15 protein-coding genes are annotated in these 17,562 nt (G+C 70.1%); 11 read left to right on the top strand and 4 right to left on the bottom strand.

Annotated features, from left to right (window positions below; genetic code table 11):
- Positions 1 to 305 precede the first annotated feature (305 nt).
- Positions 306 to 1,784: a SulP family inorganic anion transporter gene (locus tag IEY93_RS10590; protein ID WP_203968274.1), complete on the top strand. Its 1,479-nt coding sequence runs from the start codon at positions 306 to 308 to the stop codon at positions 1,782 to 1,784.
- Between the two features lie 182 nt (positions 1,785 to 1,966).
- Positions 1,967 to 2,788: a class I SAM-dependent methyltransferase gene (locus IEY93_RS39325; protein ID WP_189162826.1), complete on the top strand. Its 822-nt coding sequence runs from the start codon at positions 1,967 to 1,969 to the stop codon at positions 2,786 to 2,788.
- Between the two features lie 32 nt (positions 2,789 to 2,820).
- On the opposite strand, the gene IEY93_RS10580 is transcribed toward IEY93_RS39325, so the two are convergent.
- From IEY93_RS10580 to IEY93_RS10570, 3 genes are read right to left on the bottom strand one after another with little or no spacing between them, the layout of a single operon-like run.
- Positions 2,821 to 3,534 (bottom strand): DUF6082 family protein, encoded by a 714-nt coding sequence (locus tag IEY93_RS10580; RefSeq protein ID WP_189162825.1) that lies wholly within the window; start codon positions 3,532 to 3,534, stop codon positions 2,821 to 2,823.
- A gap of 8 nt (positions 3,535 to 3,542) precedes the next feature.
- Complete coding sequence (locus tag IEY93_RS10575; protein WP_372444456.1) at positions 3,543 to 4,163, bottom strand: DUF6879 family protein; 621 nt, start codon at positions 4,161 to 4,163, stop codon at positions 3,543 to 3,545.
- Positions 4,156 to 4,425 (bottom strand): hypothetical protein, encoded by a 270-nt coding sequence (locus IEY93_RS10570; protein WP_189162823.1) that lies wholly within the window; start codon positions 4,423 to 4,425, stop codon positions 4,156 to 4,158. Before IEY93_RS10570 ends, IEY93_RS10575 begins: the two co-directional genes overlap by 8 nt.
- A 343-nt stretch (positions 4,426 to 4,768) precedes the next feature.
- On the opposite strand from IEY93_RS10570, the gene IEY93_RS10565 reads away from it, so the two are divergent.
- The 6 genes from IEY93_RS10565 (at position 4,769) to IEY93_RS10540 (ending at position 11,681) form a co-directional block, all read left to right on the top strand.
- Positions 4,769 to 5,317, top strand: coding sequence for an RNA polymerase sigma factor (locus IEY93_RS10565; RefSeq protein ID WP_189162822.1), 549 nt, complete (start codon positions 4,769 to 4,771; stop codon positions 5,315 to 5,317).
- Positions 5,314 to 5,838 carry a hypothetical protein gene (locus IEY93_RS10560; RefSeq protein ID WP_229691027.1) on the top strand — a complete coding sequence of 175 codons (525 nt, stop codon included), beginning with the start codon at positions 5,314 to 5,316 and terminating at the stop codon, positions 5,836 to 5,838. The genes IEY93_RS10565 and IEY93_RS10560 overlap by 4 nt, the downstream gene beginning before the upstream one ends.
- Before the next feature lie 469 nt (positions 5,839 to 6,307).
- Entirely contained in the window at positions 6,308 to 7,897 is a 1,590-nt protein-coding gene (locus tag IEY93_RS10555; RefSeq protein ID WP_307837561.1) for a flavin monoamine oxidase family protein, read from the top strand.
- 199 nt (positions 7,898 to 8,096) lie between these two features.
- Positions 8,097 to 10,964, top strand: a complete 2,868-nt coding sequence (locus tag IEY93_RS10550) for a YfhO family protein (protein WP_189162821.1) — start codon at positions 8,097 to 8,099, stop codon at positions 10,962 to 10,964.
- Between the two features lie 64 nt (positions 10,965 to 11,028).
- Positions 11,029 to 11,289 carry a type II toxin-antitoxin system Phd/YefM family antitoxin gene (locus tag IEY93_RS10545; RefSeq protein WP_189162820.1) on the top strand — a complete coding sequence of 87 codons (261 nt, stop codon included), beginning with the start codon at positions 11,029 to 11,031 and terminating at the stop codon, positions 11,287 to 11,289.
- A complete protein-coding gene (locus IEY93_RS10540; protein ID WP_189162819.1) occupies positions 11,274 to 11,681 on the top strand; it encodes a PIN domain-containing protein in 408 nt (135 codons plus the stop codon). Before IEY93_RS10545 ends, IEY93_RS10540 begins: the two co-directional genes overlap by 16 nt.
- A gap of 118 nt (positions 11,682 to 11,799) precedes the next feature.
- Here the strand turns inward: IEY93_RS10540 and IEY93_RS10535 are convergent, their stop codons facing one another.
- Entirely contained in the window at positions 11,800 to 12,711 is a 912-nt protein-coding gene (locus IEY93_RS10535) for an SMP-30/gluconolactonase/LRE family protein (protein WP_189162818.1), read from the bottom strand.
- A gap of 173 nt (positions 12,712 to 12,884) precedes the next feature.
- Between IEY93_RS10535 and IEY93_RS10530 the strand changes: the two genes are divergently transcribed.
- The 3 genes from IEY93_RS10530 to IEY93_RS10520 all read left to right on the top strand — a co-directional run bounded on the left by IEY93_RS10530 (position 12,885) and on the right by IEY93_RS10520 (position 17,432).
- Positions 12,885 to 14,966, top strand: a complete 2,082-nt coding sequence (locus IEY93_RS10530) for a BMP family ABC transporter substrate-binding protein (protein WP_203968264.1) — start codon at positions 12,885 to 12,887, stop codon at positions 14,964 to 14,966.
- 235 nt (positions 14,967 to 15,201) lie between these two features.
- A complete protein-coding gene (locus IEY93_RS10525; RefSeq protein ID WP_189162816.1) occupies positions 15,202 to 16,167 on the top strand; it encodes a DUF6454 family protein in 966 nt (321 codons plus the stop codon).
- 110 nt (positions 16,168 to 16,277) lie between these two features.
- A complete protein-coding gene (locus tag IEY93_RS10520) occupies positions 16,278 to 17,432 on the top strand; it encodes a methyltransferase (protein WP_189162815.1) in 1,155 nt (384 codons plus the stop codon).
- Positions 17,433 to 17,562: the final 130 nt, after the last annotated feature.

The raw sequence follows: 17,562 nt of genomic DNA, 5'->3' as shown, positions 1-17,562 counted from the left end.
TGGCACCACCCCGCGAATACCTTGGCAGCCCCAAGAGTTTCTCCGTGGCGCCGGCGCGGCACCCGCACAGGGAGTCTCGGGAAGTCGCACGATCACCTGCTTACCGGAGACCCGAGCAGGGAGAAATACCACGCGCGGGAGGTAGAGTTGCCGACGGCGAGGGCGCCCGGCTGCCCTGTTACCGCCGTTCCGGGGCATATGGCGCCCCCGGCGAAGACCTTCCCGCACGCCCCGGCCTGCCGACGGCGCGTGCCCGAGCACGACAGGTACGCATCTCCTTGTCTTCTGCTGCCGCGACTCCCGCCGTGCGCCTGCGCGGCCTCAAGCCCGACTGGCTGAGCAATCCGAAGGTCTGGCGCACCGAGGTCCTGGCGGGCCTGGTCGTCGCCCTGGCCTTGATCCCCGAAGCGATCTCGTTCTCGATCATCGCGGGCGTCGACCCGGCGATCGGCTTGTTCGCCTCCTTCACCATGGCCGTCGTCATCTCGATCGTCGGCGGCCGGCGGGCGATGATCTCCGCCGCGACCGGCGCCGTCGCCCTCGTGATCGCCCCGCTCAACCGTGAGCACGGCCTGGGCTACCTGGTCGCCGCCGTCATTCTGGCCGGCGTCTTCCAGGTCGTCCTGGGCGCGCTCGGGGTGGCGAAGCTGATGCGGTTCATCCCGCGCTCGGTGATGGTCGGCTTCGTCAACGCGCTGGCCATCCTGATCTTCATGGCCCAGATTCCCGAGATGACGGGCGTCCCGTGGGCCGTGTACCCGCTGATCATCGGTGGCCTGGCACTGATGGTGTTCTTCCCCAAGATCACCAAGGTGATCCCCGCCCCGCTCGTCTCGATCGTCGTCCTGACCGTCATCACCCTGGCGGCCGGCATCGCGGTGCCGACCGTGGGCGACAAGGGCGACCTGCCGTCCTTCCTGCCCGTGCCGGGCCTGCCGGACGTGCCGTTCACTCTGGACACGCTGACGACGATCGTCCCGTACGCGTTCGCGATGGCGCTGGTCGGCCTGATGGAGTCGCTGATGACCGCCAAGCTGGTCGATGACATCACCGACACTCACTCCAACAAGACCCGCGAGTCGATCGGCCAGGGCATCGCCAACATCGTCACCGGCTTCTTCGGCGGCATGGGCGGCTGCGCCATGATCGGCCAGACGATGATCAACGTGAAGGTGTCCGGTGCCCGCACCCGTCTGTCGACCTTCCTGGCCGGCGCGTTCCTGATGGTGCTGTGCATCGTCTTCGGCCCTGTCGTCTCCGACATCCCTATGGCGGCTCTAGTCGCCGTCATGGTCATGGTGTCCTTCGCGACCTTCGACTGGCACTCCATCGCTCCCAAGACGCTGAAGCGGATGCCCACCGGAGAGATCGCCGTCATGGTGATCACCGTCGCCTGTGTGGTCGCCACCCATAACCTCGCCGTCGGCGTCGTCGTGGGCTCGATCACCGCCATGATCGTCTTCGCCAAGCGTGTGGCCCACCTGGCCGAGGTCACCGCCGTGGTCGACCCCGACGGCAAGACGGTGGTCTACCGGGTCACCGGCGAGTTGTTCTTCGCCTCCTCCAACGACCTCGTCGGGCAGTTCAACTACGCCACCGACCCCGACAGAGTCGTCATCGACCTGTCCGCCGCACACGTCTGGGACGCCTCTTCGGTGGCCGCCCTGGACGCGATCGAGACGAAGTACGCCCAGCGCGGCAAGACCGTCGAGATCACCGGGCTGAACGACCCGAGTGCCGATCTGCACGGCAAGCTCACCGGCGAACTCGCCGGCAGCCACTGACGCGGCACGTGAGCAGCGAGAGGACCCGGCACCTGGCCGGGGGCCTCTCGCTGTTCACCCGACGTCTGGCCCGGCCACACCGAGCGCTCGATGTTCGTGACGTTCAGCTGTGGGGCCGAGGTGGTCACACGTGCGCATGCGTGCGGAAGGCGGGGACGGCAGCCACGGGCGATACTGGCGGCATGGGACAAGAGCGGCTTGCGGTCGACTTCGACGCGTTCGAGCGGGCCGGGTGGCGGGGGCGCAGTGAGGCGTACGAGCGCGGAATGGCCCCGCTGACCACCCATCTCGTCGAACCGCTGCTCGACGCGGCGCGCGTCGAATCCGGCACCCGCGTCCTGGACGTCGGCTGCGGCCCCGGCGGGGTGAGCGCGGCGGCCCTGGCGCGCGGCGCGCACGTCACCGCCGCGGACGCCGAGCCCGAGATGGTCGCCGCCACCGCCCGGCGGCTGCCCGAGGTCCGCGTCCACCACGCGATCCTGCCCGTCCTCCCGTTCGCGGACGGCGAGTTCGACGCGGTCGTCGGCAACCTCGTCATCAACCACGTCGGCGAGCCGCCCGCCGCCGTACGCGAACTGCGCCGGGTGGTCCGCCCAGGCGGCCGGGTGGCGCTGACCTCGTGGTTCTACCCGAAGATGCGCGCCACCGTCGTCTTCGACGAGGCGGTCGCCGCGGTGGGCGTGCCGAGGCCCGCCGACGTCCCGGCGACCAGCCCCTTCCAGCCGTACGGCCACCCCGAGACGTTCACCGCCCTGCTCACGGACGCCGGGCTCACCGGCGCCCGCACCGAGATCGTGGAGTGGCGGCACGACGTGGACCCCGACGCCTGGTGGACGGCCGTCCTCACCGGCACCGCGCGCACCGCCGCCGTCATCGCCCGCCAGAACCCCGCCACCCTCGAACGCGTCCGGGCCGCCTACCTCGACCTGCTCACCCCGTACCGCACCCCCGACGGCCGCGTCTCCCTCCCCGCCGCCGCCCTCCTCTCCTCCGCCACATCCTGACCCCATCCCACCAGCATCCGCGGTCGCCCTTCCTACGGCGTCTCCAACCGCTCGGCGAGCCTGCGTAACGCCATGGCCATCCGTGCGTTCCTGCTCTTCGCAGGACTGCCGAGCACAGGGGTCGCGGTCACCGACTTGTTGTACTCCTCATCGAGGATCGCGTGGAACCGTCGCGCCTTCCGGGTCTGAGAGGTCCTGATCCGCGCTTTGCGGGCGTCCCGCCAGAAAATTCTGCCGGGCCGGGCGCTGAATATGGCCGACGCGCCGTGTCTGAGATGGGTTTCGGAGAAGGTGCCGAGTTCGAATCTGGTCTGCCAGTAGGAGACGATCAGATTCGTGTACATCTGCTGCCGGATCGTTCGCTCGTCGGTCTCCGCGCTGAAAACTCCCCAGCACTCGCGATAGACATCGTTCTCCAGCGCCATCGTCATAAGTTCGTTGTGCGTCGTCCGTGACGCCTGTTCCCGGGCCAACTTGGTCTCCCGGGCCTGCAATACCAGGGAAACGGTGATGGCGGCCAGGGCGAAAACGGAGATGAGAGCGGCGGCTGCCCCATAGGTCTGCCCGATCTCACTTCTCCGCGACCAACCGCCACCGTCATCCAACGCGTCGAGAGCGAGTGGCGAAAGCACCACCAGACCGACCGCCATCAGGACGAGGGCGAACGTCAGGAAGGGAACCAGGTGACGTGCCGAAGACGGACGAAACTTGAACGTGGGGACACGCGGAGGATTCTGGGCTGTCATACCGCCTTTCATACCCCTTGGGGAGCGGGAGGGGGAAGGTGGGCGATCTTTTGGGGGAAGTATCGGAGCAGGTCTTCTCCCTGTTCCCAGTACGTCATGATCTCGTGTCGGCAGATCTTGATGAGATCGGGTTCGGTGAACTTGCGCGCGCCGGCTAGGACGCCGTTCTCGTACTGAATGTCGTACATCACCGGGTTCGCGGAGTCGTGTCCGAGGACCAGGACCTCGGGCAAAGTGCCCTGGGTTTCCCGAGGAGAGGCGGCGGCGGTGGGCAGGACCCTGATCTGCTCGCCGAGTTGAGCCCAGATCACGAGCAGGTGCAACTCCCACTGCAGGTACGGCGTCGGGGGGTCGCACACGAACCGGACGCGGCGCTGCGTGATGCCCTTACGGTCGAGTTCCCGCTGGTGCTCGTGCCTGCCGGCTCGCAGTTCCTCGGCCAACCGGAGCGACTTGTCCCAGTCGCCCTCGGCCATGGCCACCCAACTGGCGGAGGCGGGCTCCTTGAAGGTCACCTGCCGTTCCAGCTTCCAGGTGATATCAGACTTCCAGAAATTCTGGAGAAAGTCGGCCCTGTAATCATCAAGGGTCAACTCTTGCGCGGGTAGGCGAGGAAGCTGGTCAAGCATCTGGGATGTCCGGCTTAGCGGCAATGAGGAGGTGCCTGGGAATCATTACGAGGCGCTCGTCGGCGCGTACGGTCAAGTCATCGGGATGCCTGCCCGCGTAGCTCTCGGTGACGTCCCTGCCGACCACCACGATGTCCCCGTTTCTCATCTCCCATATGTCAGGACAGCCATCGGTGTTGGCGGTTCTGCCCAGTTCGCGCATCGACTTGCCCAGTCTGCGGTTGAACTGGGTCGTCGTCTCGGCTTCCCAAGGTGTTTCCATCGGCTCCCCTTCCCGGCGCGCCCTACCAGCCGGCTGCACCTGACATCCGGCACCCCACGCCTGACTGCCATCAGCGTCGCACCAGCACCGAAATGCGTCAACGTACGAAGGGCGTATGTACCTGGGGGCCGCTGACATGAATTGCAGATATGTAGCACATCCAGAATTATCTGGAGGAAAGTCCAGCTCTATGGCTATACGACCATCCGGCGAGCTGCAACAGCCCTGCTCGGGGAAGCAGGGCTCACCGGGTGCCGGCGCCGAACGCACGCGGGGATGCGGTCGTGAACCTTGGGGGGCGTTCTGGCGACTGTGATCGTGATGGTGGCGGGAGGAGGGGCAGATGGCAGACGAGTTGCTGGTGCTGCGGTGCCGCCTCGGGGAGCGCGAGGCGCTGGCCGAGCTGGTGCGGGCCTGGCACGCGCCCGTCTGGACGTACGTGCGCGGCATGCTCGACGCCGCGCGTGCCGACGACGTGGCGCAGGAGGTGTGGCTGGCCGTCCTCCGAGGGCTTCCCCGGCTGAAGGAGCCCGCGCGGTTCGCGCCGTGGCTGTTCACGATCGCCAGACGCGCGGTCGCCGACCACCTGCGCGAGGAGTACCGCAGGGCCGAGACGGCGGCGACGCCGGAGCTGGGTGAGCAGGCGCCCGGTGAGCAGGCGGACGTGGTGGACGTCGTGGAGGCCCTGGTGGAGCGGGCGGAACTGCTGGCCGCGCTGTCCGGGCTGCCGGTGACGGAGCGGGAGATCCTCGTCCTGTTCTACCTGGAGGACCTGTCGATCGAGGACTGTGCCGAGGTCTGCGCCATCCCGTCCGGCACGGTCAAGTCCCGTCTGAATCGTGCTCGCCGCCTGCTCCGCGAGCAGCTGGCGGAGAAGGGGTACAGCCGATGACACCCGAACCGAACGGACCGAAGAAGCCGGACGAGCCCTGGCTCAGTGCCGAGGAGATGATCGGACGGCTGTCGGGGGTGCTGTCCCCGTGGCAGCGGATCCGCGGTGCCGTCGCCCTGCTGGCCGGGGTGGCCGGAGCGGTCTTCATCGGGTCGCTCTGGGCGACCGAGCCGGGCCCGCTGCCGGTCGGCACCCGGCTGGCCTTCGCCGGGCTCGCCGTGTTCTGCCTGGCCTGGGCCGGTTATGGGGGCTGGCTGGTCACCCGGCGGGTGCCGCTGTTCGCCGCCGACCAGGTGTACGCGGGCCGGCTGGCCCTGGTCGCTTCGACCCTGACCATGGCACTCACCGTGGCCCTCACCGTCCAGCGCGGTACCGGCGTGCTCGCCGCGGTGCTGCTCGGCGCACTGTTCGTCGCCCTCGCTGCCACGCTCACCGTGCGAGCCCACCGCACCCGTGCGGCGCTGCTGCGCCGCAGACGCGAACTGCTCGACCAGCGCGCGACCGGCGACCGGACATCGTGACGGGGCACGAACCCGGCTCGCCACGGTGCTCGAGGCAGGACCGGCTTGGCACGTGACGAAGTGAACGCTCGACGAGACGACTCGATGAGTAAGCAGCGACAGTGAAAAGGAGCACGAGAATGGTGCATAACGCACGTCTGATCCGCCGGCGGTTCGGTCGTACCGCGGTGATCGTGGTCGCCGTGCTGGCCGCGCTGGCCCTGCTGGCCGGACTCGCGCTGCTCCTCACCTGAGCCGCGGTCCGGTCCACCCGCCGACAGGGTTAGCTGGCCTCGCTGATCGGTTCGAGTCGTCGTCGGCGGGGCGGTACGCGACCCGCTAAGCCGCCTGGCGTATTTCGCCTGCTCCGGTGGCGTACAGGAGAAATGTCAATATACGCGGCTTTTGACGTAATTGACCGGAAACTTGATCGCCGGATGGCCGAAACAGATCACGCACACACTTGCCTCCAAAGATCTTGGAGGTGTCTGTGGAGTACAGCAGGCGTGGATTCCTCACCGCGGTCGGGGCCTCCGGAGGCGCCGGCGCGCTCATGGCCACAATGGGCGCGCTGGGCCTCGCACCGACCGCCGAGGCGGCGAGCCGTACCAAGTTCATCCCCCCGCAACCATCCGATTTCACCCTCACCGGCCGGGCCACGAAGAAGGTCGTCATCCTGGGCGCGGGCGTCGCGGGCCTGGCCACCGCGTACGAGCTCGGCAAGGCCGGGTACGACTGCACGATCCTCGAAGCGCTCGACCGCGTCGGCGGGCGCAACTGGACGATCAGGGGAGGCGACCGGATCACCGAGCTGGACGGCTCGACGCAGGTCACCCGGTTCTCCGACGGCATCTACATGAACGCCGGCCCGGCCCGGCTCGCGCAGTGGATGGTCACCATGGACTACTGCCGCGAGCTGGGCGTCGAGCTGGAGGTGTTCACCAACTCCAACGCGCAGGCCTACATCTTCAACGCCGCCGCCGGGATGACCAGGCCGGTCACCTGGCGTACCGCCAAGGCCGACGTCTACGGCTACATCTCCGAGCTGCTCGCCACCGCCACCGACGGCGGCGCGCTCGACGCCAAGCTCGCCGCGCAGGACAAGGAGCGGCTCCTCACCTTCCTGCGCGGGTTCGGCGCCATCGGCACCAAGGCCAACGGGTACGCCTACACCGGCGGTGAGCGCCGCGGGTACAGCGTCGATCCGGGGGCGGGGGAGCAGCCCGGCACCGTCCTCGGCCCGGTCCCGTCCCTGTCGGAGGTGCTCGCCAGCGGCGTCGGCCAGCGCTTCTCGTTCGAGCTGGGCTATGACCAGGCGATGCTGATGTTCCAGCCGGTCGGCGGCATGGACGCGATCCCCAAGGCGTTCGCCGCCGCCATCGGCCGGCACAAGATCATGCTGCGGTCGAACGTCACCAGGATCACCGACCTGCCGGACGGCGTGGAGGTCGAATACCAGGACAAGAACGGCAAGACCCGGAGCGTCAAAGCGGACTTCTGCGTGGCCGCCATGCCGCCGCACATCCTGGCCAAGACCCCGCACAACCTCGGCCCCGACGTACAGGCCGCCCTCGCCACCCCCACCGTGACCTCCTCCGGCAAGATCGGCCTGGAGTACCGCAGCCGCTGGTGGGAGACCGACGAGAACATCTACGGCGGCATCACCAACACCGACCTCGACCTGTCCGTCGTCTGGTACCCCTCCTACGGGTACGGCGGGCGGCGCGGCCTGATCATCGGGTACTACAACAACGGGTCGAACCAGGACTCCTACGCCGCGCTGCCGCACGCGCAGCGGGAGAAGCGCGCCGTCGAGCAGGGCATGAAGATCCACGGCCCGAAGTACCGCGACGAGCTGGCCACCTCGGTGTCGGTCTCCTGGCGGCGCCAGCCGTACATCGAGGGCGCCTGGGTCGGCTGGCCGTCCCGCACCGGCGCCTACCAGCTCCTCAACCGCCCGGCCGGGCACGTCCACTTCGCCGGGGACTGGCTCAGCCACATGATCGCCTGGCAGGCCGGCGCCCTGGAGTCCGCCCGCAAGACCGTCACCGAACTCCACCAGCGCGTCCTCACCCACTGACCGGCTTCCCCGCCGCAGCCGGCCCACCCGTTCCGGACCGGGTGGGCCGGTGGTGCGAGAGAGGAAGGCGGACGGTGATCGTCTAAGGGGTGAACGTTGGCGGACGCCGCCCGCCGGGCGGACGAAGATCGGCTAGGGTCCGCTCTGCCCGTGGCCGGTCACCGTGACCGGCCGCATCCCTTTGAGCCCATGAGGACGCTTGACCACGCAGGAACTCCAGCCGCCCGCCGGTGAGTCGTCGCACCCGCACGGGGATGCCGTACCGGTGGACGTTCTGGGCCACGTCCTCGCCGGCCGCGTCCGGCCCGGCGCGCGGGCCGTCCGCGCCCGTGCCGGGGCGGCGATCATGGCGGCGCTGCTGGCCGTCGCCGGACTGACCGCCGGGGACGCCATCGCCGGGTTCTTCCCGTTCGGCGGGATCTCCCGCAGTGTCAGCGACCTGGGCAACCAGTACGTGCCCTTCTACGCGTACTACTGGGACGTCCTGCACGGCCGGGCCCGTGGCGACCTGTTCGTCAACTGGGCCTCCGGCCTCGGCTCCAGCTACCTCCCCGACCTGTTCTACTACCTGGCCAGCCCGTTCTCACTGCTGGTCGCGCTGTTCCCGCGCGAGCAGGTGGACCTGGCCGTCTACGTCGTCACGGTGGCCAAGATCGCGACCGCGGCGGGCGTCATGGCCTGGTACCTGCGCCGCATCTCGTCCCGGCCGCTGCGGTTCGGCTCCGGCGTGGCGGCCGTCTTCGGCGCCGCGTACGGCTTGTGCGGCTGGGCGGTGACCGACGCCGTCTACAACCCGATGTGGCTGGACGGCCTCATCGCGTTCCCGCTGCTCTGCCTGGTCGTCGAGTGGGCGCTGACCGAACGCCTCGCCGTGCTCGGCGTGGCGTCGGTGGCCTTCGTCTGGATCTGCGACTTCTACACCGCCTACTTCGCGACGCTCGGCGCAGCCGTCGTCCTGCTCGTCCGACTGGTGGCCGAACCCGCGTCGCTGCCCGCCCGGCTGCGCGGCTGCGCCCGGGCCGCGCTGTACGCGGCGTTCGGCATGGGCACCGCCGCACCGGTCGTCCTGGTCGTCTACGCGGCGGCCAAGGACGCCTGGCCGGTCGCGCCGCGGCCGTTCGTCCCGCCTGAGGCCGGCACGCTGCTCGGCCGGCTGCTGCCGGGCGGTTACCAGTTCAGCTCGCCCGCGCTGTTCGTCGGCACTTTCGCGCTGTTCGCCGCGCTCACGCTGCCGTTCAACCGCGCCGTGCCGTTGCGCGCCCGCGCGGCCTGGACGGCGGCGATCGGCCTGGTGCTGGCGTCGATGCTGTGGCAGCCGGCCGTCCGGTTCTGGTACGCGTTCACCAACCCGAACGGCAGCTTCTACCGCGAGGCGTTCGTCCTGTGCGGCCTGCTGGTCGTCGCCGGCTGGACGTCGCTTTCGCGCGGCCTCCCGCGCCCGCCCGCGCTGGCCGGAGCCGCGGCGCTGCTCGCGGGCGTCGTGTGGACCGCGTCGGGCTGGGAGCAGACCACGCCGCGGATGATCGAGCGGGTCGCCGCCGTCGCCGTGGCCGGGGCCGTGCTGTACGGCATGCTCGTGCTCGCCCGCCGCCGCGGGGAACGGGTGCGGCGCGGCGTGGCACTCGCCGCGCTGGCGGGGCTCGCCGCCGTGCAGACCGTCGAGGCCGCGGCGAACGTCGCGTCGGTCGACGTCAAGCGCGCCGTCCACCTGGACGAGCACGCCGCCTGGGGGCCGTGGCACGCGAAGCTGCGGACGGCGGTCGCCGCGGCGGACGGCTGGCCCGCGTATCGCACCGACCCGGGCCGGGCGCAGGTGAGCGCCAACGCCCCGCAGCTCGTCGGCGGCGAAGGCGCTCAGTACTACAGCAGCATGACCTCCGCCGTGCTGATCGACACCCTGCACCGCCTCGGCTTCGGCTGGGCGTCGCGCGGCCGTGCTCCTGCGAGCCTGGACAATCCGGTCACCGACGCCGCCCTCGGCATCGCCGCCCGCGCCCACTCCGTTCCCGCGCCGCCGCTTACGGACAGAGGAGCAGCGCCGTCCTGGCCGGCGGAGGTGTGGCGAACGCTGTCGCAGGCCATGACGCGAGTACGACCCGGCCCTCTGGCCACGACCGGAACGCCGTCGCCCATGACCGTGGCCGAGGGCACCGCTCGGCCCACGCGCACGATCGGTGCGTCGCCCCGGGACGCCGCGGTCACCCTCGTACGGCGGCCCGCCGCGCCCCTGGTCACGGTCCGCCCGCCGTCCCACCCCGTCCCCGCGTACGGGGCGTCGCCGTTCCACAACCAGGAACTGCTGCTGGGGAGCCCGGTCTACGACGTCCCGGACGTGCGCTACCTCGCCCACGACCGCACCGAGCTACCGCCGGACGCGCAGGGGGCGCTGGCGATGACGCCCGACCTCGTCCCGAGCCGCTCCTACCCCTACGTCCTGCGCGCGACCTGCCGCCCTGGCCTCGAGGTGTACCTCAACGCCCCCGAGCTCGCGGGCGTGGCGACGCTGGCCGGCAACGAGCCGGTGCCGTTCGGCGGCGTCGCCGGGCAGCGACGCGCGCCGGTCCAGCGGCTCGGCGTGGTGCCCAAGACGGGACGGCTGAAAGTCAAGCTGCGCCCGAGCCTGCCCGGCAGCGTGCCCCGCCAGGCGATCGGCTGCCTGGACCCCGCCCGCCTGGCCAAGGCCGTACACCGCCTGCGCGACACCGGCGCCACCAAGGTGCGCGTCTCCGGCCACACCCTCAGTGCCACGCTGCCGCCGGGCAGCACGGGCACGGCGATCGTGGCGGTCCCGGCCATCCGCGGCTGGACCTGCGCCCTGGGCCCCGGCCGTCACCGCCCGCTCCGACACCACCTCGGCCTGCTCGCCGTCCCCCTCGACGGCACGTCCACCACTCTGACCTGCACCTTCACCCCACCCGGCCTCCGCACCGGCCTCCATGTGGCTGCCGCCTCGCTGGTTCTGGCGGTGGCCACGCTGCTCATCACCCGGCTCCGGCGACGACGCATCCGGCCTGGACGGCGAAGCGACCGCCTGCACCAAGCCACATCGCATCACCGATCGCATTGACAGCCACCCCCTGGCCCGCGATGCCGTGTCATGAGCGGAGAGGGTTATCAGATAATCTGATTTCATGAAGGTGATGACAGCGACCGAGGCATCTCGGAGCTTTGCGGCGGTTCTCGACGAAGCCGAGCGAGGCGAGACGATCGTGGTGACCCGGGGCGGAAGGCAGATAGCGGTCATCGGCCCCGCGCCAACGGCGCCTGGGCGTATGGTCAAGGCGTTTCTCGCCAGAAGCGCGGGAACATTGGACGCCGACTTCGCCGCTGACATCGCGGAGGCCAGGGAAGCGGTTGACGACGAGATGAGGAGCCTGTGGCCCGACGCTTGATCCTGGACACAGGTGTGCTCATCGCCGCTGAGCGAGGCAGGGCTTCGGTGGACACGGTGATCGGTGACGCTGACGATGTCGCGATCGCGGCGATAACCGTGGCGGAGTTGCTCGTCGGGGTAGAGATGGCTGATGCGGCCCGCCGTCCTAACCGGCAGGCATTCGTGGATGACGTCCTTGCCTTGATTCCGGTCGAGGAGTACACAACCGACGTCGCACGGGTTCATGCCCGCCTCATGGCGCACGTCCGACGAGTGGGAAAGACGCGGGGAGCGTACGATCTGCTGATCGCCGCGACAGCCGCGGCGACTGCCAGAACGATCGTAACGATGGACTCCTCCGCCGCATTCGATGATCTGCCCGGGGTGCGGGCACAAGTCGTCCCGCACTGAACGGTCCCCGACGGCCGGTGGCCGTCCCCATGCCCGGCGTGCGGCCTGCTCACGCCGGACGGCTGATGACGCTCCTCTCGCCGCGCCACGTCAACGTTGAGCAGAGCAGCGGTCCCGCTCAGGGGCGGGCGTAGGCGGGGCGGGCGCCGCGGACGTTCAGCATGATCGCGTACACCGAGGTGGTGGCGGTCATGAACAGCCAGTTGCGCTTGAGGCCGCCGAAGACCAGGTTCGAGGTCTTCTCCGGCAGGAGCAGCTTGCCGATCAGTGTGCCGTCCGGGGCGAAGCAGTGCACGCCTTCGTGGGTGGCGGCCCAGATGCGTCCGGTGTCGTCCAGCCGGATGCCGTCGAACACCCCCGCCGTGCACTCGGCGAGCACCTTGCCGCCGGACAGCGTGCCATCGCCGTGCACGTCGAACACCCGCAGGTGCCTGCGCGGGGTGTCGACGACGTACAGCAGCCGCTCGTCCAGCGAGAACGCCAGCCCGTTCGGCCGGTCGAAGTCGGCCGCGACGACGCGCACCTCGCCGGTGGCCGGGTCCACGCGGTAGACCTGATCCGCGCCGATCTCGCTGTCGGCCTGGTGGCCCTCGTAGTCGCTGACGATCCCGTACGACGGATCGGTGAACCACACGGAGCCGTCCGACTTCACCACCACGTCGTTCGGGCTGTTGAACCGCTTGCCCTCCCAGCGGTCCGCGATGACGGTGACCGAGCCGTCGTGCTCGGTACGGGTCACCCGGCGCCGCCCGTGCTCACACGAGATGAGCCGGCCCTGCGCGTCCAGGGTGTGTCCGTTGGTGTACCCGGCGGGGACCCGGAACGGGCCCACGTGCCCGGTCAACTCGTCCCAGCGCAGCATCCGGTCGTTCGGAATGTCGCTCCACACCAGATATCGCCCGGACGGCACGTACACCGGCCCCTCGGCCCAGCGGCAGCCCTGCGCGATGCGCTCGACCTGCTTGTCACCGCCCACCGAGGCGAACCGTTCGTCCAGCACTTCCAGCTCGGTGGGAATGGTCTCAGTCATGCCGCCAAGCAAATCCCACCGACCCTCATCCCGTCCATCGCATGGGTGCCGGCCCCCAGGCCGTCGTCGCCCACCGCCTGGTCGGCGGGGCGTTCGCGGGCTCGTACGCGGCCGCACGGAGCCGATCACCCCTGGTACGCCGGCGTGTCGGCGATTTCGCACCTGGGAAGCGCATGATCCCCTATTGTCGGACCGACACGCTGGAGGGGTGGATGTCCGACCTGTCCCCGTTACGTGCCGGTGAGCCGGGCCATGTCGGTGACTACCGGGTGCTCGGCCGCATCGGTCAGGGTGGGCAGGGAACGGTGTATCTGGCCGAGTCGCCCGCGGGGGACCGGGTCGCCATCAAGGTGCTGCACCCGCACCAGGCGATGGACCAGGACGCCGAGCGTAGATTCCTGCGGGAGGTCGCCACCGCGCGGCGGGTGGCGACGTTCTCCACGGCGCGGGTCATCGAGGTCGGTACGGCGAACCACCAGCCGTACATCGTCAGTGAGTACGTCGAGGGCGTCTCGCTGGAGCAGCGGGTCCGCGGACGTGGGCCGCTGACCGGTGACGAGCTGGTTCGGCTGGCGTTGGGCACGGCCGGCGCGCTGGCCGCGATCCATCAGGCGGGTGTCGTCCACCGTGACTTCAAGCCGAGCAATGTGCTGCTCGGCCCGGACGGGCCGCGGGTGATCGACTTCGGCGTCGCCCGCGCCCTGGACTCGGTCACGGTCACCGGCAGCGGCGGCGGCGTCGCCGGTACCCCGATGTACATGGCGCCGGAACAGATCGCCGGTGAGCAGGTCGGCCCACCGGCCGACGTGTTCGCCTGGGCGGTGACCATGGTCTTCGCGGCCACCGGCCGTCGTGCCTTCGGCGGCACCAGCGTGCCGGCCGTCCTGCAGGCCGTCCTCACCGCCGAACCCGACCTCACCGAGCTACCCGGGGCGCTGCGTCCGCTCCTCGGCCGCTGCCTCGCCAAGGACCCGCAGGCCAGGCCGACGGCGGCCGAGATCATGCTCCAGTTGGTCGGCCACGACGCGGCCCCGCCGCCGGGCGTCGCGGCCGGCGTCTCGCCCGCCACCAACGGCGCCGCGTCACCGGCTTCGCCGGCGGGGCCCACGGTCGGTCCACCCCAGACCGGACGACACCGCCGCGTCAGGCCGCGCGCGACGGTCCCCGTGCTGAGTGCGCTGTTCGCCCTCGCGGTCATGGCCGGCGTCTGGCTGTGGAATTCGCCCGGCGGCCACCCCGTCGACTCCGCCGGTCCCGCCGCCACTCCCGCTGCCTCCCGCCGAGCCACCGCCTCCTCGTCCGCCGTCGCCGCCGTCGCCGGCAAGCTGGACAAGGTCGGTGTCGCCCTGGACATCGGCGGCCGGGGCGACATGTGGTTCAACGACTCGGCCGTCCAGGGCCTCGAACGCGCCAAGCGGGAACTCGGCGCACGCGAGATCAAGGAACTGGCGGCGAAGGCCGGTGAGACCGAGGAGCAGAAGGCGCAGCGGCTGAGAGGACTCGCCAAGAGCGGGTACGACCCGATCATCGCCATCGGCTACGCCTACTCCGAGGCGGTCAAGGCCGTCGCGACCGAGTTCCCCGGCACCACCTTCGCGATCGTCGACAGCGAGGAGGCGAAGGGCGGCAACATCTCCAACCTGGTCTTCGCCGACCAGGAAGGCGGCTACCTCGCCGGCGTGGCGGCGGCCCTGAAGTCGAAGAACGGGCACGTGGGCTTCGTCGGAGCGGTCAACGACGAGGGACCGATCGAACGGGCCGCCGCAGGCTTCGTCGCGGGCGCCCGGTCGGTCAAGCCGGACATCAAGATCGACGTGAAGTACGTGACCCGCTCCCCGGACTTCGGCGGCTTCAACGACCCCGACCAGGGCGAGACCGTCGCGGCCGGCCTGTTCCGCGCGCAGGCCGATGTGCTCTTCCAGGCGGCGGGCGACTCCAACCTCGGCGTGATGCGAGCCGCCGAGGCGGCCGGCGGGCACGTCATCGGCGCCGATGGTGACGAGGCCCACACCGCGGACGGCGCGATGCGCGATGTCGTCCTCACCTCGATCATCAAGCGCATCGACATGGTCGTCTTCGACTACCTCGAAGACTTCGCCACCGGCTCCACCAAGCCCGGCCGCATCGTCTACGGCCTCCAGGCCCACGGCTTCGCCTACACCACGACCGGCGATCAGATCGGCGACATCACGGCCCGCCTGGACGAGGTGGAACAGAAGATCGCCAACGGCCGGATCGACGTCCCGAAGCAGTGATCGGACACATCGACCCCTGTGACCGCGACGCACCGCCCGTGATCTGAGGCACGGCGAGACGGACAACGGCTTCCTGCCGGACGACGCCGTCTATATCCCGTTTGTCCACTAAATGTGGACTAGAGAGCAATTCGTGCTTGGTTGGGCATTCATCCGCGCCTGTTGTACTTGCCGGCGGCGTCCGCACGATCATCGGCGCCTCCCGCCACACCCTCGACTCCCGGAAAGGGCAACCATGCGTCTGGGTATGAAGCGGCGGCTGCTGCTGTCGCTGTCCCTCGCCGCCGCCGTCATCGCCGGCACCTCGGCGATCGCCTCCGCGGCCGACGACCGGCACGACAACGGGCATCCCGCACGGGACGGCGCCACCGCGCAGCTCCTCACCAAGGTGGCCCGCGGCACCTCCTGGACGCAGAGCGCGGCCCCGCTGAAGCTGAACTTCGAGACCTACCACCCGCAGGGCATGCTCCGGGTCGGCGACCGGTACTACATGTCGTCCGTCGAGATCATCAAGCCGACCACCCCGTGCAACCCGGCCTGCGACGGCTACGACCGCACCCCGGGCGAGGGCCTCGGCCACCTCTTCGAGTACGACCAGGCCGGCAACCTGCTGCGCGACCTGACGTTCAAGGACGGCAACGCCTACCACCCCGGCGGCATCGACTACGACGGCCGGTACCTGTGGATCCCGGTCGCCGAGTACCGCCCGAACAGCAAGGCGATCGTCTACAAGGTGGACCTCGCGAAGTTCCGCGCCACCGAGGTGCTACGCGTCGACGACCACATCGGCGGCGTCGTCCACGACCAGAAGAACAACCGCCTGGTCGGCATCAGCTGGGGCTCGCGCACCTTCTACACCTGGAACATGGACGGCAGGCTCAAGCGGACCGCGAAGAACCCCGAGCAGTTCACCGACTTCCAGGACTGCGACTACCTCGCTGAGGGCAAGGCCGCCTGCACCGGCGTCGCGAGCCTGAACGTCGGCGGCCAGTCGTTCCAGCTCGGCGGCATCTCCCTGCTCGACCTCGACTCGCTGACCGCGATCAACACCGTCCCGGTGACCGCGCTCAGCGCCGCGGGCAACTCGATCACCCGCAACCCGACCTGGATCGAGGCCAAGGGCAACGCCCTCCAGCTCACCGCCGTCCCCGACGACAGCCAGTCCACCCTCCTCACCTACACCACCCCCGCCCTCTCCTGACCCCGGCCGCCCCGAGATCGTCCGCCCGCCTGTGGCCCCGACAGGCGGGCGGACGCCATGGCGCCCGGGATGTGCCGGGCATGCCACGCGACTCGCTAGCCTTGGCCGCGATGAACCGTTTCGCGACGCCGAGAGGTGAGTTCGACCTCACCCGATTCCCCGAGAACCCCCGTGATCAGCTTCGCGCCTGGGACGCCGCCGACGAATACCTGCTGCGGTGGCTCGCGGGGATCGACGGCGAACCGACGGACCTGTCGGGCACCGTGGTCGTGCTGGGTGACCGGTGGGGCGCCCTGGTCACCGCGCTCGCCGACCACCGTCCCGTACAGATCACCGACTCCTTCCTCACCCAGCAGGCCACCCTGGCCAACCTCGCGCGGGGCGGCGTCCCCACCGGCACGGTGCGGCTCACCACGACCGCGGACGCGCCCCCGGACCGCATCGACGTGCTGCTCATCCGGGTGCCGAAGAGCCTCGCGCTCCTTGAGGACCAGCTGCACCGCCTCGCACCCCACGTCCACCCGGGCACCGTGGTCATCGGCGCCGGGATGGTCACCGAGATCCACACCTCGACGCTGAAGCTGTTCGAACGGATCCTCGGGCCGACCAAGACATCGCTGGCCGCGAAGAAGGCCCGGCTCATCTTCTGCACACCCGACCCCGCGCTGCACCCGGGCGACAACCCCTGGCCGCTCGGCTACGCGCTGCCCGCCGGCGTCGGAGCCGTCTCGGTCCTGACGGTCACCAGCCACGCGGGCATCTTCTGCGCCGACCGCCTCGACATCGGCACCCGCTTCTTCCTCCAGCACCTGCCGGAGCGCAGCGGCCCCGAACACGTCGTGGACCTGGGCTGCGGCAACGGCGTGCTCGGGCTCGCCGCGGCACTGTCCAACAGCGAGGCCCAGGTGACGTTCATCGACGAGTCCTACCAGGCGCTGGCGTCGGCGGAGGCGACCTTCCGGGCGAACGTGCCCGAGGGCACCACCGCGACGTTCCTGGCGGCCGACGGCATGTCCGGCGTCCCCGCCGGCACGGTCGATCTGGTACTGAACAACCCGCCGTTCCACGCGCACCGCGCGACGACCGACGAGACGGCCTGGCGCATGTTCAACGGCTCCCGCGCCGCCCTCCGCCGCGGCGGCGAGCTGTGGGTGGTCGGCAACCGCCACCTCGGCTACCACGCCAAACTCCGCCGCCTGTTCGGCAACTGCGAAGTAGCCGCCAGCGACCCCAAGTTCGTCGTCCTGCGCGCCGTCAAGCGCTGACCCCCGCACTCGCCTTGGCTCGACCGCTGCTACGAGGCCCGGCAGCGGGGCACGCGCGGGTCGATCCGCGCCCCACCGGTCAGCCGTTCGACCGGGCCGGCCAGGAGACTCGCGAGCCGGTGCCTCAGGG

This window comes from Sphaerisporangium melleum (assembly GCF_014646695.1).
GTDB classification, from domain to species: Bacteria; Actinomycetota; Actinomycetes; order Streptosporangiales; family Streptosporangiaceae; genus Sphaerisporangium; species Sphaerisporangium melleum.
This window is presented reverse-complemented; position numbering and strand designations above follow the sequence as displayed.

What these genes read in the sequence shown, in the direction of transcription:
- IEY93_RS39325 (WP_189162826.1), top strand. Translation starts at nt 1,967, where the DNA reads ATGGGACAAGAGCGGCTTGCGGTCGACTTCGACGCGTTCGAGCGGGCC.
- IEY93_RS10580 (WP_189162825.1), bottom strand. Translation starts at nt 3,534, where the DNA reads ATGACAGCCCAGAATCCTCCGCGTGTCCCCACGTTCAAGTTTCGTCCG.
- IEY93_RS10575 (WP_372444456.1), bottom strand. Translation starts at nt 4,163, where the DNA reads ATGCTTGACCAGCTTCCTCGCCTACCCGCGCAAGAGTTGACCCTTGAT.
- IEY93_RS10570 (WP_189162823.1), bottom strand. Translation starts at nt 4,425, where the DNA reads ATGGAAACACCTTGGGAAGCCGAGACGACGACCCAGTTCAACCGCAGA.
- IEY93_RS10565 (WP_189162822.1), top strand. Translation starts at nt 4,769, where the DNA reads ATGGCAGACGAGTTGCTGGTGCTGCGGTGCCGCCTCGGGGAGCGCGAG.
- IEY93_RS10560 (WP_229691027.1), top strand. Translation starts at nt 5,314, where the DNA reads ATGACACCCGAACCGAACGGACCGAAGAAGCCGGACGAGCCCTGGCTC.
- IEY93_RS10545 (WP_189162820.1), top strand. Translation starts at nt 11,029, where the DNA reads ATGAAGGTGATGACAGCGACCGAGGCATCTCGGAGCTTTGCGGCGGTT.
- IEY93_RS10535 (WP_189162818.1), bottom strand. Translation starts at nt 12,711, where the DNA reads ATGACTGAGACCATTCCCACCGAGCTGGAAGTGCTGGACGAACGGTTC.
- IEY93_RS10530 (WP_203968264.1), top strand. Translation starts at nt 12,885, where the DNA reads ATGATCCCCTATTGTCGGACCGACACGCTGGAGGGGTGGATGTCCGAC.
- IEY93_RS10525 (WP_189162816.1), top strand. Translation starts at nt 15,202, where the DNA reads ATGCGTCTGGGTATGAAGCGGCGGCTGCTGCTGTCGCTGTCCCTCGCC.
- IEY93_RS10520 (WP_189162815.1), top strand. Translation starts at nt 16,278, where the DNA reads ATGAACCGTTTCGCGACGCCGAGAGGTGAGTTCGACCTCACCCGATTC.